Here is a 25,920-nt window from a genome sequence, read left to right on the forward strand (position 1 = left end):
CCATCGAAGGTCTCGGCGTCCTCCGAACCCACTCATACCGAGCTTCCGTCCATGACCACCGACGCCTTCAGCTTCGACATGCTGACGAACTTCCTGCTGGTCGGGGCCGCCTTGATGGCCCTGGGCATGCTGGGGTTCCTGTCTCGCCGCAACATGATCGTCATGTTCCTGTCGGCGGAGATGATGCTCCAGGGCGTGGCATTGACCCTGGTCGCCTTCGGTCGCTACCACGGGAACTGGACCGGCCAGGTTTTCACGATCGTGATCCTGACCGTGGCGGCCTGCGAAGCGTCGATCGCCCTGGCGCTGATCCTGATCCTCTTCAACCGGCGGTCTTCGCTCGACGTCACGCTCTGGCAGGACATTCGCGAGCCCAACCAGCCTCGCACGGTCGACCCGGCCGGCGAGGCCGAGCCGCTGCCCGCCCTGGCCGGCCCCGAGACCTACCCGCACCTGCTCACGGCCGGCGTCGAGCCCGCCCACCCGACCGAAGCCTGGGGCCAACGTCGGAATTGACCCGAAACTGAACCTGGACCCGAATCCGACCGTCGCCGATCGCCGGGAGTCGCCTTTCGATGGACGTCTTCGTACGCAATGCCTGGCTCGTGCCGTTGTTGCCGCTCTTGGGCGGCCTCGCCGCCGCCATCGGCGCCAGGCAGCTCAAGCAGATGGCGCACCTGCCGGTGGTCGCCGGGATCGGCCTGGCCTTCCTTGTCTCGCTCGCGCTCCTTTCCGCGACCGGCGGCCAGGCGAAGCCCACTCCGATCGAGTGGATCGAGATCAGCGGCCTGTCGGTGCCGCTCCAGTTCCAGGTCGACGGTCTGACCTCGATGATGCTCTCGATGGTGACGTTCGTGGCCACGCTGGTCGCGATCTTCGCGTCGGGTTACATGGCGGGCGACCCGTCCTACCCGCGCTTCTTCGCTCTGGTGGGTCTGTTCGTCTTCTCGATGACCGGGCTGCTGCTCTCGGCGAACTACCTGCTCACTTATGCCTTCTGGGAAGGGGTGGGCGTCTGCTCTTACCTCCTGGTCGGCTTCTGGCACAGCAAGCCGGCCGCTGCGGCCGCCGCCAAGAAAGCGTTTTTGGTCAACCGTGTCGGCGACGTCGGGTTCGCGATCGCGATCTTCTGGATGTGGGCGGCTTCCAAGGGTCATGACCTGAGCTATGCCAATATCCTGAGCCACGAGAACGTCGAATTGCTGGCCAGCCAGGGTGCGATCGTCGGGATCACCCTCCTCCTCTTCTGGGCCGCCACGGCCAAGAGTGCCCAGGTCCCCCTCTACGTCTGGCTTCCGGACGCGATGGAAGGCCCGACCCCGGTCTCGGCCCTGATCCACGCCGCGACGATGGTCACGGCCGGCGTCTACCTGATCGCCCGATCGACCCCGCTGCTGGTCGAGGTCCCTGGCGTTCAGGCCCTGATCGCGGCCACTGGCTGCGTGACCGCCCTGCTCGCCGCGGCGATCGCCCTGACCCAGACCGACCTCAAGCGGGTGATGGCCTACTCCACGGTCAGCCAGCTCGGCTTCATGTTCATGGGGCTGGGGGCCGGGGTTGAGGGGATCACCCAGTTCGCCGTGATCGGCGCCATGTTCCACCTGTTCACCCACGCCTTCTTCAAGGCCCTACTCTTCCTCGCGTCCGGAAGCGTGATGCACGCGATGGGCGGCGTGATCGACATGAGGGAATTCGGCGGCCTCCGCAAGCGGTTGCCGATCACTTTCCTCACCTTCACGGTGGGGGCCCTGGCGTTGTGCGGGATCCCGCCGTTCGCCGGGTTTTTCTCCAAGGACGAGATCCTGACCAGCCTCAAGCTCGCCGCCCAGCATGGTCATGGCGAGCATGGCGGGGCCAACTACGCCTGGGTCTATCACTCGGTCTACTGGATCGCGGTGATCACGGCTGGGATGACGGCCTTCTACACCGGCCGGGCTTACTTCCTGACCTTCTTCGGTCCCGAGAAGCTGCCCGACCCGTCGGTTGTCGAGGCCCACGGCCATTCCTCGCCCGAGCCCGAAGCGGCCCACCACACCGGGTCCGATGCCCACGGCCATGCGGCCGATCATGGTCACGGCCACGGTGACGGGCACGACTCGCACTTCGGCCACGAATCCGGCCCGGTCATGGCCATCCCGCTGATGATCCTGGCCGTGTGCGCCGCCTTGGTTGGGCTGGTCTTCGGGGCCCAGACCTTCGGCTGGTTCGAGCATCATCTCGAACTGACCCACGGGCTTGAGGCGGTCGAGGGGCACCACATGCCCGGCTTCGACTGGTCGGTGGCGACGGTGGGGACCCTGGTCGGTGTGATCGGCATCGCCCTGAGCTATGCGATGTACGGGACCCGGAGCGCGCTTCCGGCGAAGCTCGCCAGCGGGCTCCGGCCGCTCTACCTGGCCTCGCTCCACAAGTTCTTCATCGACGAGATCTACACCCGGATCGTGATCCTGCCGACGCGGGTGCTCGCCTTCACCGCCGAGCTGCTCGACAAGACCCTGGTCGATGGCCTGGTTCAGATGTTCGCCTGGGTGCCGCGGATCGTCGGCCGCAACCTGCTCGGCCCGGTCCAGAATGGGCTGATCCAGTGGTATGCGGTGGTGACCGCCCTGAGCGTCAGCCTGCTGCTGCTCGCGATGTTGTTCCTGGTCTATTGACCCTTCGATAGTTGATGCGTCTCCCGCGATTCGACCGACCGCCGAGGACCCCGTGATGGCGATCTTGTTGGTGTTGACGGTCTTGCTCCCACTGATTGGGAGCCTGGCCCTGTTCTCGATGCCCCGGTTGCCGGTCACCACGGCGCGGTCGCTGGCGTTGGCCATCACCCTGGCCACCCTGGCCCTTTCGGGGGTGCTCGTCCTCGGCTTCAAGGTCGGCGTGGATGGGCCTCAGTTCGCCTTCCTGGGCGAGTCCGGGCAGCTCGGGCTCCCCTGGATGCCGCGGCTGGGCGTGCGATTCGCCCTCGGCCTGGATGGCATCAGCCTGCTGATGTTCGCCCTGACCTCTCTGCTGATGATCACGGCGGTCTTCTCGTCGTGGACCTCGGTCACGGAGCGGGCCCCGACGCATTACGCGTTGCTCCTGGCGCTGCAGACCGGGCTGCTCGGCCTGTTCGCGAGCCTGGACGTGGTCCTGTTCTACATCTTCTTTGAATTCACCCTGATCCCGCTGTTCTTCCTGATCGGCCTCTATGGCGGGCCTCAGCGGGGCAAGGCGTCGGTCACGTTCTTCCTGTATACCCTCGCCGGCAGCTTGCTGACCCTCCTTGGGGTGATCGCCCTGGTGGCCGTTCACTATCAGTACTCGCCCGACCATGTCCTCACCTTCTCGATGCCAGAGCTGACCCAGGGGCTGGCCAAGCTCGGCTGGGCCGACTGGCAGCAGGCCCACACCTGGGGCGAGTGGCGGCATGGTCATGCGTTCTGGACGACGCCGCAGGTCCTGATTTTCCTCCTGCTCTTCGCCGGCTTCGCGATCAAGGTTCCCCTGTTCCCGTTCCACACCTGGTTGCCCCTGGCCCACGTTGAAGCCCCCACGGCCGGCTCGATCTTGTTGGCCGGCGTGATGCTCAAGGTGGGCAGCTACGGCTTCCTCCGGTTCAATATGGCGATGACCCCGCTGGGGGCCCAGGCGCTCTATCCCCTGATGGCGACCCTGGCCGTGGCCGGGATCATCTACGGGGCGCTGGCGGCCCTGGCCCAGACCGACGTCAAGCGGCTGGTCGCCTATAGCTCGGTCAGCCACATGGGCTTCATCCTTCTGGGCCTGTTCTCGCTGAACGCGACCGGGATGGAAGGGGCCGTGATCCAGATGCTCAACCACGGCCTCACGACGGGCGCCCTGTTCGCCTGCGTGGGCGTGATCTACGAGCGTTACCACACCCGTGACATGGGCGAACTGAGCGGCCTGTGGAATCGCCTGCCGTTGTGGGCCTTCATGTTCATCCTGGCGTCGATGGGCTCGGTCGCCCTGCCGGGCCTGAACGGGTTCATCGGCGAGTTCCCGATCCTCCTGGGGATGTACCGGACCAGCCCGATGTTCGCGGTCTGGGCCACGCTGGGGATGGTGCTGGGGGCCTACTACCTGCTCACGATGCTCCAGAAGGTCGTCTTCGGCCCGCTCAAGGAACCGAAGGCCCACCATCACGACGCGTCCGGGCACGACCACCACGGGGTCCCGCCGATGGGGTGGCACGAGATCGCCGGCCTGACGCCGCTGCTGGTCCTGATCGTCCTGATCGGCGTCTATCCCCGGCCGTTCCTGAACTTGCTCAAGCCGCCCGTCGCACCGATCGCGGCGAAATTCGAAGCCAAGGCCCCGGTCGTGGCGACGATCGCCCCGGTGCCGGCCCCCGCCGCCCACGGCGTCGTCGGTCACTGAACTCGTCTTCTCCTTCACCGAGGCCCGCCCGTCGATGAGTTCCCTCGAAAATGCCCGGCAGACGCTCCTGATCCTGTCGCCGGAATTGCTGATGCTGCTGTCGGCGACCGTGATGATGACGGTCGGGGCGTTCGTCCGCCTCCCGCGGCGGGCCTGGGCGACGACGGCGACGGTGACCCTGGTCGCCTCCCTGTTGGCCCTGATCGCGCTCCGGCACACGACCAACGACCTCTACGCCTCGGTGGCGATCAACGACGCCATGTCGGGCTATGGTCGTCTGTTCTTCCTGCTGACCGGATTCCTGGTGCTGGCCCTGGCCCATGATGCCGTGGACGACGCTCGCGCCTCGGAGTTCTTCGGGTCGCTGCTGATGATCAACGCCGGCGCGATGCTCGTCGTCGCGGCCAATGAGTTGGTCTTCCTGTTCGTCGGCCTGGAACTGGTCAGCATTCCGACCTATCTCCTGCTCTACCTGCCCCGGCGGACGGCCAGCACCCAGGAAGCGGCGACCAAGTACTTCTTCCTGAGCATCTTCTCGTCGGGCCTGCTGCTCTTCGGCCTGGCCTACCTCTACGGGATGACCGGGGTCAGCAACCTCAAGGCCCTGTCCTACCTGGCCCGCATCACGCCGACCGTGCCCGACGTGCCGCATCCCGTCCTGGGCGTGATCGCGGTGGTCTTCGTCATGGCGGGGCTCGGCTTCCGGGTCGCGGCGGTGCCGTTCCACTTCTATGCCCCGGACGTTTACCAGGGTTCGCCGACTTTCATGGCCGCGCTGCTGGCGTGGGTGCCCAAGGGGATCGGCTTCGTCGCGATCCTGCGGACGCTCACGGCGGTGATCCCGACCGATCGCTTCGATTCGAGCCTGACGACCAAGGCCGCCGTCCTCGCCTGGATCATCGCGGTCGTCACCATGACCCTGGGCAACACGGTCGCCCTGGCCCAGACGAATCTCAAGCGGCTGTTCGCCTATTCCTCGATCGCCCATGCCGGCTACCTGATGATCGGCGTGGCGGTCGCCTTCCGCAACGGATCGATGGATGTCGGTTCCCTGCGGATGATGGGGAGCGAGGCGGTCCTGTTCTACCTCGTCGCTTATGCCCTCATGACCCTGGGCGCCTTCGCCATCATCATCGGCCTGAGCACGCCCGAGCGGCCGGTCGAGAAGGTCGATGACCTCAACGGCCTGATCCGGACCCATCCCGTGCTGGCCATCGCGATGGCGGTCTGCCTGTTCAGCCTGGCGGGCATCCCCCCCCTGGCCGGATTCTTCAGCAAACTGTACTTGTTCGTGTCCGCATTCGACGCGGGGCGTAACGAGGATGCCCGGTTCTATCAGTATCTGGCCCTCGCCGGTGCGATCAACTCGGCCATCGGGGCGTATTACTACCTGAAGATCGTGGTTGCGATGTACTACAAGGCCCCGACCGGTGCCCCCCTGGCGGGCAAGCCGTCGTGGCCGGTCGCCCTGAGCATCGGGGCCTGCACCACGCTGACCATCGTCTTCGGTCTGTATCCCAACCCGATCACGATCGCCACCCGCGACTCGGCTGAGGCGCTCGTGAACCTCCCCGCCCCGACCGCCCCTGCCCCCGTCGCCGAGGTGCCCGTGGTCGTCACGGCGGTCCCAGCCGCCCGCTGAGGCCGACCGGTCGGGTTGGTTTGATCTGGATACGATACGAGGGCGGGTCGGGAGTCTTCCCGATCCGCCCTCGTCGTTGTCGGGCGCCGAGCCGACCGGGATCAACTCATCCGGTAGTGGGCACGGTGGATCGGACGGCCCTCGATGCGATACTTGCGTTCGAAGTTGGTCAGGTAGTCCAGTTCGTGCTGGGGTTCCGTCAACTCGGGCAAGGGTTGGTTCTGGAAGCGTTCGCGGGTCGCCATCAGGGCCTGGATGACGCCGAAGTACTCTTCGACGTCCGTGACGACGTGGAGGTCCCCGCCCGGGATGAGCGTCCGTTCGATGTCGTTGACCAGCGGTTCGGCGAAGACGCGGCGCTTCTTGTGGCGGGCCTTCCACCAGGGGTCGGGGAAGTAGACGTGGACGGCGTGCAGGCTCCGCGGCGGGACGTGCCTGGACATGGTCAGCCGGGCATCTCCGGCCAGGACCTTGACGTTGGTCAGCTGCTTCTTGGCGACCCGGTCGGCGGCGCGCCGGGCATACTTCTTGGCCAGTTCGATGCCGAAGAAATTGTGCCCTGGGTTCGCCGTGGCGGCATTGGCCAGGAACAGGCCCTTGCCCGAGCCGACTTCCAGCTCGACCGGGTGGTCATTGCCGAAGAAGTCGGGCCAGGAGATCGGTTCGGGGAGGTCCTCGGGCAGCACGAGGTTGTGGAGCGTGGCGTCGGGCATGGGAGGTGGTTCTGGCTCGGCATCGGGAGGCAGGGTCGAATATCAGCCGCGGCTGCCCAGCGGGACCCCGATGATCTTGCCGTGGTAGACCATGTTGGTCCCGACGAACCCCTGCGTCTCGAAGACGGTCTGGCGGCGATGGACCCGGATGGCCTTGGAGACCAGGACGAGTCGATCGCCGGGCTTGACCTGCCCCCGGAACCGGACGTCTTCCATCCCGCCGAAGCCGATGAAGCTGCCCTCGGCCAGCTTGATCCGATGGCAGAAATAGCTGGAAAGCTGCGCGGCGGCCTCGCAGATCAGGACGCCCGGCATCAGCGGGTAATCGGGCATGTGGCCCCGGACCCAGAACTCATCGGGCTCGACGTCCTTGTAGCCGATCACGAGCTTTTCGGGGATGTCGACGAGGACGATCGCGGTCAGCTGCTCCATCTCGAACCGCTGGGGATTGCCCTGGCGAATCGCTTCGCGGTCGGCAAGGATGCGCGAGGTGTCGATTGTCGCGGGATCGACCAAGGCGACAGGCGGCATTCCCAGTCTTCCTTTCCCGATGGCGGGATTCCAAGGCGCATTGGTCGGGCCGTCATGGACCGGCGGGTCTTCGGGCCGATACCCCGGGAATGAACCGGGTGTCCGGGATCGGGTGGCCGGATCAAGTCTCGACCCGCTATCATGCCGTGCCGAACCCGCAGCATCAAGGGGTCTCACCCCCGGAGCGACGCAACAATATGCCTGGATTTGCCATAGCGACGAACTTCCGGCGACCACTCGGGACCATGATCGCCTACGGATTCGCGGGGGGCGACGTCGGCGTGGACCTGGAGATCGCCCGGCGAATTGGGGCGGATTGCGTCGAGGTCCTGCCCGATTGGCGCGGGTTCCCCGACCCGGAAGTGATCCGGGATCGCGTCGCCGATTCAGGACTGGCGATCCACAGCGCCCACGGTTGCTGGGGGGGGCAGAGCATCTCCGGGGTCCGGGTCGACCTGGCGCAGGAGAACGACGCCGCGCGTTCGAGTAGCCTCGCCGACCTTCGACGATGCGTCGACTGGCTGGCCCGGGCCGGCGGGTCCTGCCTGGTCGTCCACCCCGGCGGACTCTCCTCGCCGGAACAGGCGGAAGCCCGGCGTCATCGATTGAAGGACGGACTGGTGGCCCTGGCCGATCATGCCGTCGGGACGGGGGTGGTGGTCTGCGTCGAGAACATGCCCCCCGGCGTCCATCCCGGCAGCCGGATGGCCGACCTGTTCGACCTCGTCTCGGAGATCGATCACCCCAGCCTGGCGCTGGCGCTCGATACCGGTCATGGTCACCTCAATGGGTCGGCGGCCGATGAGACCGCGAAGGCCGGCCATCGGCTCGCCACGACGCACGTCCACGACAACGACGGGCGGCTCGATTCGCACCTCCCCCCCGGCCTGGGGACGATCGATTGGGGCGGTTGGGTCGCGGCCCTCGACTCGATCGCGTATCGGGGGCCGATCATGCTCGAATGCATCCGACACCTGCGGCAGTTTTCGTCGACGATCTCCGAAGGACTGCAGGGACGATTGCGCCGAATATCGGGGCTGGATCGGTGATGAGAGCTTCGCCTGGGGAGCCGGTCCTGAGACGCTGAGCGCCGCCCGCCGCATCCCCGATCTAGGAGGAGTAGGAAGGGGAGGCGGTGGGCTCGGCCCGCCGCGGATAAGCCGATCTCGAGGGGCCATCGCCGGCCCGGGGGATCGGCCCGAGGATCGCCAGGGAGGGCGAAAGCCGTGGAATCAGATTTCGACCTCGATCGACGCGCGGCCCTCGGGGTCCTGGGGGCCATCGGTGCCGTCGCCACCCTGACCGTCCCATCGTCGCACGCGCAGGAGCCCCCCGTCTCCGTCCCCGCGATCCAGGACGGAATCCGGGGCAAGATGTCCGGGGCCCAGGCGGCGGTGATGGCCCTGTGCAGCGAGGGGACGCCCTGCGTGTTCGGCGTGCCCGGGGCCCAGAACAACGAGTTCTGGGACGCGATGAAGTCGGCCGGCCTGCCCTACCTGCTGGTGACCAACGAGAGTTCGGCGAGCGTGATGGCCGACGCCTCGGCGCGGGTGACCGGCCGGGTGGGGGTCTTCAGCCTGATCCCCGGGCCGGGGCTGACCAACGCCATGACCGGCATCGGCGAGGCGCTCCTGGATAGCGTGCCGATCGTGGGGATCGTGACCGACGTCGATCGCCGCCCGGGCGCGCACAGCTTCCAGGTCCATTCGACCAACAATGCCGCCCTCCTGCGGCCGATCTGCAAGGCGGTCCTGGAAGTCCAGCACCCGGCCCAGATCCCGTCGATGATCCACGACGCCTTCCGGATCGCCCGCTGCGGCGAGCCCGGGCCGGTCGCCGTGGTGATCCCCTACTATCTCTACACCGAGACCTGGGCGTTCGACGGGGCGGTCCCGCCCCCCTACCCGGTCGCCTTCGACGAGAACGCCTACCGCAAGGCGCTCTGCATGCTGGCGGACCGCAAGGCCCGGGTCGGGATCTACGCCGGGATGGGCTGCCAGGACGTCGGGCCCGCTCTGGTCGCGGCGGCCGAGGTGCTCCAGGCGCCGGTGGCGACCTCGGTGAGCGGCAAGGGGGCGATCCCGGACTCGCACCCGCTGGCGGTCGGCTGGGGCTACGGGGCCCAGGGCACCCGCGCGGCGGAGAAGGCGTTCAAGGAAGTCGACATCGTCCTCGCCGTGGGGGTGAAGTACAGCGAGAACTCGACGGCCAGCTTCGCCATCCCCCGCCACGACCGCGTGATCCACGTCGACGCCAACCCGAACAACATCGGGCGGAACGTCCCGGCCTCGGTCGGCGTGAATGCTGATGCCGGCCTGTTCTTCAACCGGCTGGTCGCCGACGCGCCCCTGATCCGCCGGCCGGCCGATCCCAGGCTGGTCCGGAAGATCGCCGCCAACCGCGAGCTGGATCGGCGCGAGAATCACGCGGTGAGGATCACCCAGGGGGTCGATCCGATGAACTTCTTCCTCCAGCTCCGCTGCCAGCTGGGCCCGGAGGAATTGATCTTCGTGGACGTGACGGCCTCGGCCCACTGGGCGTCGGAGGCCATGCACGTGGACGGCCCCCGGAGGTTCTTCACCCCGGCCAACAACCAGAGCATGGGCTGGGCGATCCCCGCCGCGGTCGGGGCGCAGCGGGTCCGGCCCGACCGTCAGGTGGTGTCGGTCTCCGGCGACGGGTGCTTCCTGATGTCGGCCATGGAGATGTCCACGGCGGCGCGGGCCTGCCTGCCGGTCAAGTTCTTCGTACTCGACGACGGCGCGTATCATTACATGCAGATGCTCCAGGAGCCGACCTTCCGCCGGACCACCGCCACGGACCTGGCCCGGGTCGACTTCGGGGCCTACGCCCACGCGATGGGGCTGAGCTACAACGTCATCGAGAGCAACGAGGACGTCTCCGGCGGCGTGGCCCGCGCGATGGGGTGCCCCGGGCCGATCCTGACGCGGGTGGTGATCAGCTACGAGGGGCGCGAGATCCGCTGGCTGAAGGCGGCGAAGTCGGCGTTTATCGACAAGATGTCCACCGAGCAGAAGCTCCGGATGGGGCGCAGGCTCGTCGCCCGTTCGCTCGACCGTAACCCCCTGGACGACTGAACCGGAATGGCAGGAGTTCCGGGCATCCGGCCGCCGATCCATTCATCAATCGCCATCGTTTGTGCGGCACTTATCGGCCGAAGGCGTGCGAGGTTGGGCTTCACGATGCGGGCGGTTCCCCGTATAAGATGCCCGGCCGACGCCCGGCGGGATGGCGATGGGTTCGACCCGGCCACGTCCGCGACCAGTCTCATGGATGAGGCACAATGAAGAACGTTCGCACCGACCGCGCGATTCCCCACGCGGACTACTTCCCGCAGCCGCCATCCGCCAACGGGCCGGCCCGGTGGCTGGCCGTGGTCCTCGAAGACGCGCGTGAGCTGGTCAAGTTCTGGCCGGTGGCCCAGAACATGGTCGTGCAGGATCTCAGGGTCCGCTATCACCGATCGGTGCTCGGCTTCTTCTGGACGCTGCTGAACCCGATCCTGATGATGACCACGCTGACGTTCGTCTTCTCGCAGGTCTTCGCCATCAACAACTGGCGGCAATACGCCATCTATTTGTTCGCCGGACAGGTCCCCTGGGCGTTGTTCTCGGGCGTGATCAACGACTGCGCGGTCAGCATCGTGGGCAACGAGAACCTGATCCGGAAGATCTACCTGCCCAAGCTGATCTTCCCGCTGGTCAAGGTCCTGCTCAACCTGGTGACCTTCGTCCTGTCGCTCACGGCGTTGTTCTTCCTGGCCGGGCCCCTCGGGGCTCGATTCACGGCCCCCATGCTGGGGCTGCCGGCGGTGATCCTGCTCTTCTCGGCGTTCTCGATGGGCCTGGGACTGATCCTGGCCACGGCGAACACGTTCTTCCGGGACAGCGGCCACATGATCGGCGTCGTGATGCAGGCCTGGTACTTCGCCACGCCGGTGATCTGGGGCCAGGAAGGCCTGCCCCCCGCGCTGGAGGCCCGGTGCTGGCTGAACCCGGCCTTCCCGTACATCCAGATGTTCCACGTCATCATCAGCGATGGCCAATGGCCGGATCTGTCCTTGTTCTTGGCGGCCGCCCTCTACGCGACGGTGAGCCTGGGGATCGGATATGCCACCTTCAAGTGTCACGAGTCCAAGCTTGTCTTCCGCCTCTGAGCGCGGGGCGACCGCCTCGGCCACCCTGGAGCGGTCGCAGCCCCTGGTCGAGCTGCGCGACGTGTCGCTCCGATTCGTCAGCTACCGAGACAAGCAATACTCGCTGAAGCGGTCGGCCATCGACCTGCTGCTCCGCCGCGAGGCGCCCCCGGTCTCCAACGAGTTCTGGGCGCTCCGCGACGTGAACCTCCGGATGTACAAGGGGGAGCGGATCGGGATCCTGGGCTTCAACGGGGCGGGCAAGAGCACGCTCCTGCGCGTCCTGTCGAGGATCTACACCCCGACCAGCGGGCGGTTCCACATCCAGGGGTCGGTCGCGCCGCTGATCGAGATGGGGGCGGGGTTCAACACCGAGCTGTCGGGCTACGACAACATCATGCTCAACGGGGCGATGCTCGGGATCCGCCCCCGCGAGATGAGGAAGAAGGTCGACGGGATCTTCGACTTCACCGGGCTCCGCGAGTTCTCCGACCTGCCGCTGAAGTACTATTCGAGCGGGATGTATGCCAAGCTGGCGTTCGCGATCGCGACCGAGGTCGAGCCGGACATCCTCCTGATCGATGAGTCGCTGAATGCCGGCGATGCGATCTTCCTGGAGAAGGCGAAGGCGCGGATCACCAAGCTGCTGGATCGATCCAACCTGGTCGTCATCGTCTCCCACGACCTCGCGTCCCTGAACCGGATGTGCAATCGGGGGATCTGGATGCACCACGGGCGGGTGCAGGCGGACGGCACCATGACCTCGACCCTGGATCAGTACTTCATCCACACCCGGGCCATCGAGGCCCAACTCGCGGCGGAGGCTGCGGAGGCGGCCGCACGGGCCGCGGCGGATCCGGCCGCGTCGCCGGCGGACTCGGCCTGATCGGCCTCGGGACGGCTCGGCCGGGATACCATCTCTCTTGACCAGGAGGGTCGGGGACGTGCTGATCGGAATCGACATGATCGGGGTCCAATCGCCCGAGAGCGGCGGCCGGCTGTCGGGGCGATACGCCCGGCAACTGGCCGCGGCGCTCCTGGAAAGCGACCCGGACAACCGCTACATCCTTTATCTGCACGAGGGGATGGCGACCGATCGGGTCCCGGCCCGCAAGGATGTCTCGCGGGTGGTCCTCGCCCCGATCGCCGCGGCCCAGGGTCCGGCCCGGAGGCGCCTGGCCACGCAGCGGATCATCGATCGCAACCCCGACAACCTCGACTGGCTGATCCTGCTCGACCCGTTCGATGAGCATTACGGCGGCCCCCCGCCCGAGGCCCCGGTCTCGGGCCTGAAGGTCGCGTCGGTCGTGGTCGACCTGTCGGCTTCGGCCGTGAACGAGCGCGACCTCCAGGTGATCGGCCGGCACGACCTGATCCTCGCCGTGTCCGACGCGGTGGCCGCGGCTGGCCGGCGTCGATTGGGCGGCCACGGCGCCCGCGTCCGCGCCATCGAGATGGCCACCTCGTCGCGTCCCGATCCCATGCCGGGCCAAGCCCCGATGACCATGGTCCCCGCCCGCGAACTGGCGGAGCTGGGCATCCACGGCCCGTTCCTGCTGGCCGACGCCTCGGCGGGCATGGAGAACCGCGACCTGTTCAACCTCCTGGACACCTACGCAGACCTGCCGGTCGGGATCCGGTCCGGCCATCAGCTGGTGATCATGGGGCATCTCGACAACCCCAATCGGGCCTACTGGCGGCTCCATGATCGCGGGTGCGATGACGGGTTCCTGCTCCCCGGCCCGGTCGGGGAATCCGCCGTCGAGGCCCTGTTCGACCGCTGCACGGCCTACCTCACCCCCCTGGCGGTCCGCAACGCCCCGCAGGCGCTGGCCGAGGCCCTGGGCCACGGCGTGGCGATCGTCGCCAGCGACTCCGATTGCGATCGATCGATCGCTGGAGATGCCGCGCTCGCGGCGGACCCGGCCGATGTGCTGCACCCGCTCCGCGAACTGCTCGCCGACGCCTCGCTGCGCCGCGACCTTCGCCGCCGCGCCGGCCTTCGGGCCGCGGCCTTCCCCTGGGAAACCGCCATCGATTCGATCCTCACGGCGCTCGGCGAACTCGCCCCGGCGGAACTGGGCCGGAGACGGATCGACGGCTCGCACGCAAGCCGGCCGCGGATCGCTTATTTCCCGAGCCTGCCCGCGACCGCCGGGCGGATCGATCTGGGCGAGTGGGTCCCCGCCGCGCTCGCCCACACGTCCCGCGTCGACCTCTATCTGGACGCGGCCGACCTCGATCGCGTCGTCGGCCTGCCGGTCGATTTCGGCGGCTTCGACGCCCGCCTGTTCGGCCGCAACGACGCGATGCTCGACTACCAGGCGGTCATCTACGAGGCCGCCGATCCGGGCGACGTCGATCGGCTCGGCCCGCTCCTCGCGCGTCGGCCGGGGATCGTCGACCTCGTCGGCCGCGGGTGGCACGATCCCGACCTCGTCGAGGCCGCCCGGTCGATCTCCGCGATCTTCCGGGCTGGCTCCAGGCCGATCGTCTCGTGTCCGTGGCTGGCCTGGCTGATCCGCGAGACGATGCCCGAGCATGCGGGCCGATGGGCCACGATCCCCCGGGATGAGGCGGTTCCGGCCGACCGGGATCGCGCCGGCGGCGGCCTCCGCGGCGAGCTGGGGCTGGCGGACGACGCCTTCGTGATCGGCCGGATCCACGCCGGCCCGGATGATGGGACGGGGCTGGCGGTTCTGCATGCCTTCAAGGACCTGGCCCGGTCCCAGCCCGGCCCCCGGCTGGTCCTGGTGGAGGGCGAGACTGCCGGCGACACGGCCGATCTCCTGGACATGGCGGCCCGGCTCAACATCGGGGATCGCGTGATCACGGCGCAGGCGAGGGATCGTGTCGAATATGCCGACCTGATGGGATCGCTCGATCTGGCGATTCAGACCGGTTCTCCGGAAGTTGACTCCTTGCTCGGCCCCCTGAAAGCCGATGTTCCCAGCATCCGGTTCGGGTGCGGCTCGCCGTTCCCGGCCGGGGTCATTCGCGGGATCGAGCCGGATTGGCCCGGCAACGAGCTGGTCGAGTCGCTCCGAGGGCTGGCCGGCGACGTGGTCGCGAGGGCCGCGATGGTCCAGTCGGCCCGGGACCACTTCCTCGGGACCGCCGAGTCCGCCCCCGAGGCGACCCTGTGGGCCGAGGCAATCGAACGCTGTTCGGCCGAGATCCCCCGGATCCCGGGGCGACGCCGAAACGAAGCCACGGCCCGCCGCGAAGTCCCCGCATCCCCCCACTTCCCCCGCGCCGCGTCGACGTCGGCGGCGGTGGCCCACCGATCGAGGTGATCGTCATGATTGGTCGGATCGCGAAGAAGGCGGGCAAGGTTCTCTGGAAGGCGATGTCCCCGATCCGCCGGCCGCTGAAGGCCCGGGTCGATGCTTATGCCGAGCAGATGATCTCGAACACGGTCAACGCCCGGATGATGCCGATCCTGATGGAGTCGCTGGCGGGGTGCGGCCACCGGCTGGAACGGATCGAGGCGTCCCTCGGCTCGGCCCATCAGGCCGCGAGTGCGATCGCGGACGAGATGGACCTGGTGCTCGGCGGGCTTTCCCGCGAGGTCTTCCGGCTCCAGGCACGGGTCGAAGAACTCCACTGGATGGCCTCGACCGACCGCCGGACCGAGGCCGGGCTTTCGCTGCTCGGCGAGGTCGGCGAAGATGAGCCGATGTGCCGGCCGATCTCCCAGGAACGCGCGATGGTCGGCTGAATCCCCGTTCGCGCCGATGGAACGGCGCGTGGACCGAGCCTCCCCCCGGGTCGATGGAGTGACCCGCCCATGCCCCTGGTGTCCCTCACGCTCGCCCTGGCCGTCCTGGGCTCCGACCTCACCGTCACCCCGAGCCGGAGCGATCGGAGCCCGGCCTCGTTCACGAGAAGCCTGGCCAACCTCGACCGGCCCAGCGATCGGACCAACGAGACGCTCCTGCGGCTCGGCCTGGAATCGACCTATCGTCGCAACGCGGACGAGGTCTTCGTCGCCCTCGAACGCGAGGCCCGGGCCAACCCCGACGTCGACATCGTCTATGCCCTGGCCGAGCTGTCCTACGTCGAAGGGAAGCGGCTCGATCGCCGCCGCAAGCCCGAGGCGATCGACCGCTACATCGACGCGGTGGCCTTCGCCTACGACTACCTGTTCGGGCCGGAGTTGGCCGCGACCCGCCAGCCGTCGGACCCGCGCTATCGCCTGGCCTGCGACCTCTACAACGGCGGCCTCGACCGCCTGCTCCGCGCGGCCCAGGCCAATGGGGTGCTGGAGGCCGACGGCGAGATCAAGCTCAAGGTCCACGGCAAGGAGCAGGTTTTCCGGGTCTCTCTGAAGGACTCCCCCTGGAAGCCCGAGGACATCCACCAGCTCATCATGGCCTCGGACTTCGAGGTGGGGGGCCTGCCGACCCGGACCTATCAGTATGGCGTCGGCGTCCCGCTGATCGCCGTCCGGCGCACCGAGGCCGGGGCCGAGGGCGTGGAGCGGTTCTACCCGCCCGAAATGGCCTTCCCCCTGACCGCATACCTCTGCCCTAACTCGCGGCTCCGCGACCTACCCCAGGGTGAGGGCCCCCGGGACTGCACCCTGGAGCTGGTCGACCCGATCCGGACCCGGGCCGTCGGCGACCCGGCGATCCCGACCGAGAGCGACCTGACCACCCCCCTGGCCTACATGTGGTCGCGTTCGGACCTGAGCCGCTACCGATGGACCGGCCTGCTGCGGCCGGGCCAGGCGACGGGGCGGGCCGGCCTGCTGCTGATCCGACCTTACGAGCCGGGGAAGATCCCGGTGGTGATGGTCCACGGGTTGGCCTCCTCGCCCCTGGCCTGGGTACCGATGCTGAACGACCTCCTCCGCGAGCCCAGGCTCCAGGAGCGCTGCCAGTTCATGCTCTACATGTACCCGACCGGCATCCCGGTGCCGATCGCCGCGGCGGGCCTCCGCGAGACGTTGCAGCAGGCCGAGCAGGCGTTCCGCCTCCCCGGCGGCAGCCCCGACCCCGCGTTCAATCAGATGGTCCTCCTGGGCCACAGCATGGGGGGGCTCCTGAGCCACTCGATGGCGGTTTCCAGCGGCGACCGATTCTGGGAGCTGAACTCCGATCGTCCCTTCCGCACCATCAACGGGCCGCCCGAAGTGCTGGAGGAACTGAAGCGTTACATGTTCTTCGATGCCCAGCCGTACGTCCGCCGGGTCGTCTTCCTGGCGACGCCGCACCGGGGGTCGGACCTGAGCCGGGGCGTGGTGGGGCGGGTCAGCTCCAACTTGATCAGCGAGCCCGACCACATCAGCACCCTGCTCACCCGACTGGTGAAGGAGAACCCCAACGCCTTCCCGCCGCGATTCCGGAGGTCCCCGACCAGCATCGACACGCTCGACGTCGATTCCCCCTACCTGACCGCCCTGCTCTCCATGCAGCCGTCCCGGGGGGTCGCGTTCCACTCGATCATCGGGTCGATCCGGCCCGAGGGGAAAGGCAACACCACCGACGGCGTGGTCCCCTATCGCAGCTCGCACCTGGACGGCGTGGAGTCGGAGTTGATCGTCCGGTCCGACCACGGCGTCCAGAAAGATCCGCTGGCCATCCGGGAGGTCCACCGCATCCTCCTCGAACACGTCGGCATCGGCGCGCAGGCCACCGCGGCCGCCACGGTCCGCCCGGTCGATTGATCCTCGGCCGGGCGCGGGTTGGAAGTCCGGGCGGGCGGTGGTTATCATGCCGCAATCGATACCCGGACGGAGCGAGACCCGAAGATGCCCGAAACCCTGGCCGATGAGATGGCGGCGTTCGCCCTGAGGACGCGGTTCGAGGACCTGCCGGAACCGGTGGTGGACGAAGCCCGGCGTCGCCTGGTCGACGCCTTCGGCTGCGCCGCCGGCGCCCTCCGAGAGCCCGCCCCCAAGATCGCCCGCGCCGTCGCCGCCGGCATCCACACAGATCCGGGCTCGTCGCTGTTCGGCGGGGGCCGTTCGACGCCTGACTGGGCCGCCTTCGCCAACGGCGTCCACATCCGCTACCTCGACTGCAACGACACCTATCTCTCCCTGGAGCCGGCGCACCCCAGCGACAACTGGGCCGCCATCATGGCCCTCGGCGAGCACGTTAGCGCGAACGGCCGGGACTGGATCGCGGCCGGGGCCGTCGCCTACGAGATCCAGTGCCGACTCTGCGATGCCGCCAGCATCCGGGCCCGGGGCTGGGACCATGTGACCTACGGGGCCCTGTCAACCTCGCTGGCCTCCAGCAAGCTCCTCGGCCTGGGGCATGCCCAGACGGTCCACGCCCTGGGGATCGCCGGGACCACCTCGGCCGCCCTCCGCGTGACCCGCGCCGGCGAGCTGTCGATGTGGAAGGGTTGCGCCTTCGCCCACGCGGCCCGCAACGGAGTGTTCTCCGCCCTGCTGGCCCGCGAGGGGATGACCGGCCCGGCCCCCCTGTTCGAAGGGGACATGGGCTTCTTCCAGCAGGTCTCCGGCCCGATGGCACCCAGCCAACTCGGCGGGCCGACGGCGGCCGACTGGATGCTGCCGAAGACGTCGATCAAGTTCGTCCCGGCCGAATATCACAGCCAGTCGGCGATCGCCGCCGCGTTCGAGATCCGCGAGAAGCTCGGCGAGTTCGACCGGATCCGCTCGATCGAGATCGCCACCTTCCGGGTGGCCGTCGAGATCATCGGCCAGGACCCCGAGAAGTGGCGGCCCAAGACCCGGGAGACCGCCGACCACAGCCTGCCCTATTGCACCGCCGTCGCCCTGCTGGATGGCGTGGTCTCCGCGGCGCAGTTCACCGAGGAACGCCTCGCCGATCCGGTGCTGCTCGACCTCGTCTCGCGGACAACCGTCGTCGAGGATCCCGCCCTGACGGCCGGCTACCCCAACGGGATCCCGAATCGGGTCACCGTCGTCCTGGAAGATGGCAGGACTATGGTCTCCGAGGTGGCGTTCCCCCCCGGTCACGACAAGAATCCCCTGACCGATGCCCAGCTCGCCGCCAAGTTCCACGGACTGGCCGACCCCGAGGTCGGGGTCCGCAAGGCCTCGGCCGTCTGGGAACGGCTGATGAGGCTGGAGTCCGATCCCAACCCGCACGAGTCGATCGCGCTGATCTCGCGCTAATCGCCGCTCGACGGGGCTCGGTTCGCTTCCCTGGACCGAACCCCGTCGGTTTTTCGAACGCGATGGCCGCGCACTGGCAAGGCCCGGGGGATCTCGGTAAAATCTTGCGGATGATTCTCGACTTGTTCGATCGGATCTCTCTCCATCGATCGAAGGCCCGGAGGTCGAACGGTTTCTTTCCCATCCTGGAGTTCCCCCGTGAAGCAAAAACAGGCGTGGTTCCGCCGATCGATGCGCGTCCCCGTGATGCTCACCCTCTCGCTGCTGGTCGGCGGCTCGGGCTGCGGCGATGGCACGGTCCGCGGCGCCGGCTCGATCGACCTGCCCGAATCCTCGCTCAAGAAGTTCCCCACGTCCAAGCCGGCCCCCCGCGGCGCCAGGACCAGCCCATCGGTCGTCCGTCCTGGATGACCCCACCCTCGGCCATCCACCTCACCCCATCCTCCGGGCCCCACCCCCTCCTCCTCTCAAGGAACGAACGATGTTTCACCGGAATTCACCGGGACGTCGCGGCTTCACCCTGATCGAACTGCTGGTCGTCATCGCCATCATCGCCGTGCTGATCGCCCTGCTCCTGCCGGCCGTGCAGGCCGCCCGCGAGGCCGCCCGCCGCAGCCAGTGCGTCAACAACCTCAAGCAGATCGCCTTGGCTTCGTTGAACTACGAATCGGCCAACGCCGTCCTGCCCCCCGGGTTCCTGACCAATGGCGGCAATCTCGGATTCGGGGCGTTCCTGCGGGTCGCCCCGTACATGGAACAGACGGCGATCTTCAACGCGACGAATTTCCAGGTCCCCTATTTCGACGCGTCGAACTGGACGACCCCCGGTGCGGCGATCTCGGCACTCTTCTGCCCGAGCGACCCCTCGGCGTTCGTCGGCGATCAGATCTCGTTCGGGCCGCCGACCTTCAAGGCGTTCCACTCGCACTATTCCGGGGTCGCCGGGCCCTGGAATGCCTTCGACCTCAACTACAACATGGCCCAGGGGGGGCTGGAGGTCGCCAGCCGGGCGATGTCGGCCTCGCTGGGCGCGATCATCAACGGCGGCGGCGTGACGATGGCGTCGATCACCGACGGCACCGGCAACACGATGATGTACACGGAAAACGGCCACGGGGTGTTCTCCCCGAACACGCAAAGGCAGATCCACCCCTGGAGCGGTGGGGATCCGAACACCCTGCTGATCGAGGCCCGTTTCCCGCCGAACTGGGCCCGTCGCTACTCCGACCCCGCCAACGACCCCGACAACAATGCCCTGCGCAACTGGGCGGTGTATGACGCGATGAGCTTCCACCCCGGCGGCGTCAACTCGGCGTTCTGCGATGGGTCGGTCCGCTTCATCAAGGACACGATCAATTCGTGGACGATCCCGGCCCCGCAGAATGATGGGATCCCGACCGGCACCAGCCTGGCCAACCCCAGCAACCTGGGACTGGTCCTCTCGCCCAACGCCCGCCTCGGCGTGTATCAGGCGCTGTCCACACGCGCCGGGGGCGAGGTCCTGAGCGCCGACCAGTTCTGATCGATGAGGCCGCGGATACCGCATGGCGTCGCCCCGGTCAGGATCAGGGCGACGCGATGCGGCCTTCGATCAGCGGCGGGCCCGATTCTTCTCCAACTCATCGGCGATCGCGACCGATCGCCAGACGTCTTCGAGCTTGCCCCGATCGGGCGGGCTGGCGGACGCGTCGAGCGGGATCCATCGGCCCGAGCCAGGCACCGAGCGATCCCGGAGCAGGTCGCCGAAGGCGGCGCTCAACTTGAGGGCGCCCCGGCCGGTCAGGTGGGCGCCGTCGGTGAACAGGTCGGCGGCGAACTCGGCCTTCCGGGCGTCGATCACCGTGACTTCCGGATGGCGGGCCCGGACCTCCTCGACGAACCGGGTGTAGCTGGCGTCGAAACCGCTCTGCTCGGTCCGCGCCTGGACCTCCGGGTGGATGACCGGCAAGTACCAAAGGACCGGGATCCCCCGGTCCCGGGCCAGCCCCAGGAGCCGATCCAGGTAGGCCAGGTTCACCGGGTGGGGCGCCCATCGCGAATAAAGGGTCCTCGTCCAGGCGTCCCAGTCCTGGTCCGGGCCCGCCCCATCGCCGTTGAGTTGGGCCCCGTCGTGGAGCCGCCAGTTCCTCCGAAACCCTCGGATCATGGCGGCCGATGAGGTCGACTTCCCTTCGAGGGCGGCGGCGATACCCTTGCGGATCTCGAACCGCTCGCGGAACGACGGGACGTAGCTCGCCGCGAGCGTGCGGGCGAAGAAGTCCGAGTCGCGGCCCATGGCCCAGGCCAGGTCGAACGCCTCGCCGGGCCGGAGCAGTTCTCCCCACAGGTTGTTGTTCTCGTCGGGGGCCTGGGCGAGCAGGTGCGGGGTCAGGTCGAGCAGGATGGCCTTCGGCTTCGCCCCCCCTTCCAGGGCCCGGCGGAGCATGAAATAGCTCGTCGAGGTCTGCCCGACGTGGAGGGCGGCATTGAAGCCGTCCATCCCGGATCGGTCGCGGACCACGCGGGGGATCACGCCGAACTTGACCAGGCTATCGCCCAGCAGGAGCAGGTCGCACCGCTTCGCCTTCGAGGCGACCGCCTTGCCGTAGATCCGCCAGTCCCAGTGCCAGACGTAGGTAAATCCCATGTCGTGGCCGGACAGGGTGGCCTCGATCGCCAGGATCAGGGCCAGCATCCCGACCAACCCAGACGGGGCGCGTCGGAGGACGCGCCCCTCGGGGCTGCGGGTCGGATCGGGTCGATCGGGCGTGACACCATCCATCAGGAACGGCCTCGCCGATCAGAACTGGAAGTAGATGAACTGCCCGCCGCCGAACTCGGCGCCCAGCACGATCGCGTAGAAGCAGGCGGTGTAGAACACGCTCCGGACGTACCAGGGGGTCCGGGCCACCACGTCCAGGTCCTTGGCCGCGTACTGGGCGAACTGCACCAGCACCAGCGGGATGGTGATGACCATGACCGGCAGCAGGTACTGGGCGGTCGGCAACGCCGGCCGATGGGTGATCGCGTGGATCATCCCCATCAGTTGCTCGACCGATTCGGCGCGGAAGATCAGCCAGCCCAGGCAGACGAGGTGGAACGTCGCGATCATCCGCACCCCGGTCCAGCAGGCGCGATCGACGGGCGAGGTCGGCTGCACCCGGTTCAGCACCGGCTTGAGCAGCCTGTGCCCCACCAGGATCGCCCCCTGGTACGTCCCCCAGATCACGAACGTCCAGGCCGCCCCGTGCCACAGGCCCCCGATGATCATCGTGAGCATCAGGTTGCGATAGGTCGCGACCGTCCCGCCGCGGTTGCCGCCCAGCGAAATGTACACGTAGTCCTTCAGCCAGGTGGACAGGCTGATGTGCCAGCGTGCCCAGAAGTCCTGCGGGCTGGTGGCGAAGTAGGGCAGGTTGAAGTTCAAGGCCAGCTCGATGCCCAGGCACTTGGCGATGCCGCGGGCCGCGTCGGTGTAGCCGGAGAAGTCGCAGTAGATCTGGAAGGCGAACGCGTAGATCGCCAGCAGGGCCAACCCTCCATCGATCGTCTGCCAGCGGCCGAACAGGTCGTTGACGATCGGGGCCAGGTTGTCGGCGATGACCATCTTCTTGGCCAGGCCCCAGAAGATCAGGTAGCAGCCCTGGTAGAACTGGTCGATGTTGAACGTCCGCTTGTTGGCGATCTGCGGCAGGAGCGTGGTCGGCCGCATGATCGGGCCGGCGACCAGGTGCGGGAAGAACGACACGAAGGTCGCGAATTCCAGCAGGTTCCTCGTCGGTTTGATCTCGCGCCGGTAGACGTCGATGACGTAGCTCATCGACTGGAATGTGTAGAACGAGATCCCGATCGGCAGGACCACTTCCAGGTGCGAGAGCGGGACGTGGAACCCGGCCCGATCGAGCGCGACCTGGAGGCTGTCGGCGAAGAAGTTGTAGTATTTGAAGTAGCCGAGCATGCCCAGGTTGAGGGCCATGCTCATGATCACGAACGCCTTGCGCTGCTTTGGGCCCTCGATGCGATCGACGGCGATCCCGCAGGCATAGTCGACGATCGTCGAGAGGATCAGGAGCAGGAGGAACTTGGGCTCCCAGCAGGCGTAGAAGTAATAGCCGGCCAGCAACAAGAGCAGGTTTTGCGCCTGGCGGAATCGTGCCAGGGTCCAGTAGGTCGGGAACAATAACGCGAAGAAGTATGCGAATTTCCAGGAATTGAACAGCATTCCTTGCCTTCTTCCTCGGGTTGGCCGGGCCTCCTTCAGCTCGGAGACGCCGCGCGGTGAACGGGGGAAATCGTCCCGGGGCTCGTCGATCGGGCATCTCGGGCATCATCGACCCACCTTCGTATCGGATCGATGTGCCCCGGTCTTCGATGATTCCGGCCCGCCATCAGGCCGCGAGCGGGTTGGAGGCGGCCGGCCGGCCCTGGAGGCCGGCGCGGGCTTCCAGCAGGGTGTCGGCGACCTTCCCCCAGCGGTAGAGGTCGTCGAGCGGCCCGACCGGGATCGGCTCCCCCCGGCCGGCGTCGAGGGCCCGGTAGGCGTCGTCGAGCGTGGCCGGGTCGGTCGGGTCGAAGAAGTGGAGGCCCGGCGAGGAGAACTCGCGGATCGAGCTGTTCGCGGCGGCCAGCGTGGGGGCGCCATGACGCAGGGCGTCGAGCACCGGGAAGCCGAACCCTTCATAGAGCGAGGGGTAGGCCGTCCAGCCGGCCGCCTGGTAGAGACGGCACAGGGCCTTGTCGCTGACCACGCCCAGGAACCGGATCCGCCGGCCGCCCCGCGTCAACGCGCCGAACTCGCGGCGGGACGACAGCCAGCCGACCGGGCCGACCCACCAGAGTTCGGCCTTCTCGGGCAGGGCCGAGGACTCGCGGAACCAGTCGAACAGGAACCGTGCGTTCTTGCGCGGTTCCAGGGTTGAGACGGCCAGCCCCACGTCGGGCCGGCGCCGGACGGCCGACCGATGGGCGTGGGACTCGACGCAGAGACTCGGCCCGGAGGGGGCGACGATGATCCGATCTGGGTCCATCGGCGACAGCCAGGCGGCGTCGGCCTTGGTCGATTCGGACACGGCCAGGGCGAAGTCGGACCGGAGCAGGGTCCGGGCGAAGAAGTCGCCGAACATCCTCCGGGTCGACTCCAGGTGGGTGTGCGGCACCGTGTACGGGCTGAAGTCGTGGAGGACGCTGGCTTCGATCGGGAACAGGCGTTCCTCGGGCCGGAGCGTGCAATACAGGCCCAGGCTCCCCTCCGGCACGGCGTCGAGCGGACGCCTCGGGCTCCGCCAGACCTTCCGCGACCAGCGGGCCAGATCCTGATCGAGCGACGTGTCGCGGCCGGGCGGCGGGAGCAGTTCCTGCCCCTCGCTGAAGTAGCGGACCGGCACCCGCGACGACAGGGCCAGCGCCAGCCGGGCCGTGTAGCGGGATAGCCCGGTGAGCCGGGAATAGCTGAACGGGCCGGCGTCGACATAGACCGGCGCGGCCGGTTCGCGATCGGTTCTTCCGTGGATCATCGATTCGGACCTCGTTCCGGGGTGATCGGTCATGACGCCCAGGCGAAGCGGCCGGTCTGGACCTCGGGCAGGTGTTCGAGGGCCTCGCTCAGGGCCCGGGTGACGACCTCGCGCCCGGCGTAGGCGGCCATCCTCGCGCGGGCCGCGTCGGCCATGGCGCGATAGTCCTCGGGCCGGTCGTCGTACATCGCGGCGGCTTCGAGAAGGCCGTCGCGGAGGTCGGACCAGATCAGGCGTTTCCAGGTCGTCTCGGTCCGCAATTCCGGGTCGTGGGGCCAGCACGTCGGCTCGTCATGGGAGCCGACCACGAACCCGACCGACTCGTCCATGTAGTCGGACATCGAGGTATGGTCGGGGGCGATCGCCGGCCTCCCGGCCGCCAGGGCCTGCTGCAGGGGGAGGCAGGCCCCCTCGGCGCGGCTGGTGTTGACGTAGAACGTCGTCGCCCGGGTCAGCTCGCGCATCTGCTGGTCGGTCAGGAAGTCCGTGATCACCACCAGGCGGCACTCGTGGCGAATGTGGAGCGCCTCGTACATCTTCCGGAACGTGCCGATCTCGTGGTGCTCGCGTGCCGGGCTGGTCGCCAGCTTGATCACCAGCGTTGCATCCTGGCGGTCGCGGAACGCCAGCAGGTACGCCGACAGGAGGTCGACGTGGTTCTTCCGGCGGTCGCCCAGGTTGAACGTGCTGGCGAACACCAGCCCGCCCAGGGTCAGGGGCGTCGATGGGAGGAGCGGGTCCGGGGCGAGGATCGGCTCTCGGCCCACGACCCGGAGCGCCCGGGCCTTGATCCGGGTGATCTTCGACAGTGCCTCCGGGCTCAGCCAGCGGGCGACCCGGCGGCGATACTGGTCGCGGGCCACGGCGTAGGCGAGCCGGACCAGGCCTGGCTTCGGCCCGGGCAGCGGCGCCATGGTCTGCGGGCAGAACCCCGCCGACGCGACCAGGTAGTGCCGAGCCCGCGCGACCCGCTCCAGGGTCCGGCTGCCCAGCCAGGGATAAGCCTTGCGGAACAGGCCGCGCCCCGCCCCGTAGGCCCGCGACTTCCACGACCGCCGGGGCTTCGGCGTGCTCGACGCCTCGACCGCATCGGCCGCCTCGACGGCGGGCGCCTCATCCTGCGGACTCGGCCTACCCCAGGCGACATGGCGGCAGGTGAGCGTCCAGGCGTGGTCAGGATCCCAGTCCGGGACCTGGAAATGTTCGGGTTGGAGCGGCACCGGGACCACCGCGACCGGGGTCTTGATCCGGGCCCGGTGGAAGGCGTCGGCGGTGAAGTGGCAGGCGGTGATGATCAGGTCGGCGCGATTGGAAACACGAACCCAGTTCTGCCGGGTGTCGTAATCGAAGTCCCGGTCGGGGATGTCCGGGAATTCCCAGAACGGGAAGATGATGTTCGGGACCGCCGGCGTCAGGTAGACGTCCTGGGGCGGGTGGATGGCCAGGTGGACGGGCCGAAAACCGTCCGCCTCGGCGCGGGCCGCGACGAACGGGAGGCTGCTCTCGGGCCGGTCGAGCAGGGTCCACTTGCCGAACTGTTCCAGCACCGGGGCCAGGGCCTGGAACACGAAGAAGTAGGAGTAGGCCGGCGTGCCGAGCGACGTCTTGATCCCCTTGGCCGCCCCGGTCGTGCTGACGAGGAACGCGATCGGTCGCGTGTCCGCGCCTGAATGGGGGTCGGCCCCGCGTCGGCTGATCGGCACCATCATGGCGGTCTCCGCTCCATCGCCGAGGCATCGATTCCCTTCGATGCATCATGACGGTGGATCCGTGCGAAAATTAGCCCAACCCCCCATATCGGTCAATCCCAATGACGGTTGCGCCGATCGCGGCCCGACGCCCCGGGCAATCACCGGCCGGATCTGCGACGATGTCGGGATCGGGATGCTTTT

Annotated in this window: 20 protein-coding genes; 14 read left to right on the top strand and 6 right to left on the bottom strand. The window is 68.0% G+C overall.

All coding sequences use genetic code 11. The features are described from left to right. Positions 1-51: 51 nt before the first annotated feature. The 4 genes from nuoK to TA3x_RS04770 are packed head-to-tail and all read left to right on the top strand — an operon-like array spanning position 52 to position 6,019. Positions 52-516: an NADH-quinone oxidoreductase subunit NuoK gene (nuoK, locus tag TA3x_RS04755; protein ID WP_435018959.1), complete on the top strand. Its 465-nt coding sequence runs from the start codon at positions 52-54 to the stop codon at positions 514-516. A 59-nt stretch (positions 517-575) separates the two neighbouring features. Beyond that, positions 576-2,654, top strand: coding sequence for an NADH-quinone oxidoreductase subunit L (nuoL, locus tag TA3x_RS04760; RefSeq protein WP_435018960.1), 2,079 nt, complete (start codon positions 576-578; stop codon positions 2,652-2,654). A gap of 55 nt (positions 2,655-2,709) precedes the next feature. Beyond that, complete coding sequence (locus TA3x_RS04765; protein ID WP_435018961.1) at positions 2,710-4,377, top strand: complex I subunit 4 family protein; 1,668 nt, start codon at positions 2,710-2,712, stop codon at positions 4,375-4,377. A gap of 34 nt (positions 4,378-4,411) precedes the next feature. Further along, positions 4,412-6,019: an NADH-quinone oxidoreductase subunit N gene (locus tag TA3x_RS04770; protein ID WP_435018962.1), complete on the top strand. Its 1,608-nt coding sequence runs from the start codon at positions 4,412-4,414 to the stop codon at positions 6,017-6,019. Positions 6,020-6,120: 101 nt separating this feature from the next. Here TA3x_RS04770 and trmB read toward each other — a convergent pair whose 3' ends face one another. Then, positions 6,121-6,732: a tRNA (guanosine(46)-N7)-methyltransferase TrmB gene (trmB, locus tag TA3x_RS04775; protein ID WP_435018963.1), complete on the bottom strand. Its 612-nt coding sequence runs from the start codon at positions 6,730-6,732 to the stop codon at positions 6,121-6,123. Positions 6,733-6,774: 42 nt separating this feature from the next. Then, positions 6,775-7,263 carry a 3-hydroxyacyl-ACP dehydratase FabZ family protein gene (locus TA3x_RS04780; RefSeq protein WP_435018964.1) on the bottom strand — a complete coding sequence of 163 codons (489 nt, stop codon included), beginning with the start codon at positions 7,261-7,263 and terminating at the stop codon, positions 6,775-6,777. Between the two features lie 245 nt (positions 7,264-7,508). On the opposite strand from TA3x_RS04780, the gene TA3x_RS04785 reads away from it, so the two are divergent. The 10 genes from TA3x_RS04785 to TA3x_RS04830 all read left to right on the top strand — a co-directional run bounded on the left by TA3x_RS04785 (position 7,509) and on the right by TA3x_RS04830 (position 20,058). Next, positions 7,509-8,312: a sugar phosphate isomerase/epimerase family protein gene (locus TA3x_RS04785; RefSeq protein WP_435018965.1), complete on the top strand. Its 804-nt coding sequence runs from the start codon at positions 7,509-7,511 to the stop codon at positions 8,310-8,312. A gap of 177 nt (positions 8,313-8,489) precedes the next feature. Beyond that, the gene (locus tag TA3x_RS04790) at positions 8,490-10,361 is read left to right on the top strand and encodes a thiamine pyrophosphate-binding protein (RefSeq protein ID WP_435018966.1); all 1,872 of its coding nucleotides are present in this window, start codon (positions 8,490-8,492) and stop codon (positions 10,359-10,361) included. 206 nt (positions 10,362-10,567) lie between these two features. Further along, positions 10,568-11,440, top strand: a complete 873-nt coding sequence (locus TA3x_RS04795; protein WP_435018967.1) for an ABC transporter permease — start codon at positions 10,568-10,570, stop codon at positions 11,438-11,440. Beyond that, entirely contained in the window at positions 11,424-12,305 is an 882-nt protein-coding gene (locus tag TA3x_RS04800) for an ABC transporter ATP-binding protein (protein ID WP_435018968.1), read from the top strand. Before TA3x_RS04795 ends, TA3x_RS04800 begins: the two co-directional genes overlap by 17 nt. Before the next feature lie 58 nt (positions 12,306-12,363). Then, positions 12,364-14,715 (top strand): glycosyltransferase, encoded by a 2,352-nt coding sequence (locus tag TA3x_RS04805; protein ID WP_435018969.1) that lies wholly within the window; start codon positions 12,364-12,366, stop codon positions 14,713-14,715. A 5-nt stretch (positions 14,716-14,720) separates the two neighbouring features. Further along, entirely contained in the window at positions 14,721-15,140 is a 420-nt protein-coding gene (locus TA3x_RS04810; protein WP_435018970.1) for a hypothetical protein, read from the top strand. 69 nt (positions 15,141-15,209) lie between these two features. Continuing rightward, a complete protein-coding gene (locus TA3x_RS04815) occupies positions 15,210-17,090 on the top strand; it encodes an esterase/lipase family protein (protein WP_435018971.1) in 1,881 nt (626 codons plus the stop codon). A gap of 84 nt (positions 17,091-17,174) precedes the next feature. Continuing rightward, entirely contained in the window at positions 17,175-18,536 is a 1,362-nt protein-coding gene (locus tag TA3x_RS04820) for an MmgE/PrpD family protein (protein WP_435018972.1), read from the top strand. 198 nt (positions 18,537-18,734) lie between these two features. Continuing rightward, positions 18,735-18,947, top strand: a complete 213-nt coding sequence (locus TA3x_RS04825; protein WP_435018973.1) for a hypothetical protein — start codon at positions 18,735-18,737, stop codon at positions 18,945-18,947. Between the two features lie 70 nt (positions 18,948-19,017). Further along, positions 19,018-20,058, top strand: coding sequence for a DUF1559 domain-containing protein (locus tag TA3x_RS04830; RefSeq protein ID WP_435018974.1), 1,041 nt, complete (start codon positions 19,018-19,020; stop codon positions 20,056-20,058). Positions 20,059-20,127: 69 nt separating this feature from the next. Here TA3x_RS04830 and TA3x_RS04835 read toward each other — a convergent pair whose 3' ends face one another. The 4 genes from TA3x_RS04835 to TA3x_RS04850 all read right to left on the bottom strand — a co-directional run bounded on the left by TA3x_RS04835 (position 20,128) and on the right by TA3x_RS04850 (position 25,737). After that, positions 20,128-21,210, bottom strand: coding sequence for a DUF1574 family protein (locus tag TA3x_RS04835; protein WP_435018975.1), 1,083 nt, complete (start codon positions 21,208-21,210; stop codon positions 20,128-20,130). Positions 21,211-21,315: 105 nt separating this feature from the next. Next, positions 21,316-22,737: an MBOAT family O-acyltransferase gene (locus TA3x_RS04840; protein WP_435018976.1), complete on the bottom strand. Its 1,422-nt coding sequence runs from the start codon at positions 22,735-22,737 to the stop codon at positions 21,316-21,318. A 166-nt stretch (positions 22,738-22,903) separates the two neighbouring features. Next, positions 22,904-24,028: a glycosyltransferase gene (locus TA3x_RS04845; RefSeq protein WP_435018977.1), complete on the bottom strand. Its 1,125-nt coding sequence runs from the start codon at positions 24,026-24,028 to the stop codon at positions 22,904-22,906. Positions 24,029-24,057: 29 nt separating this feature from the next. Continuing rightward, entirely contained in the window at positions 24,058-25,737 is a 1,680-nt protein-coding gene (locus TA3x_RS04850) for a glycosyltransferase (RefSeq protein WP_435018978.1), read from the bottom strand. Positions 25,738-25,920: the final 183 nt, after the last annotated feature.

It is taken from the genome of Tundrisphaera macrotermitis, assembly GCF_051175315.1.
Classification (GTDB): Bacteria; Planctomycetota; Planctomycetia; order Isosphaerales; family Isosphaeraceae; genus Tundrisphaera.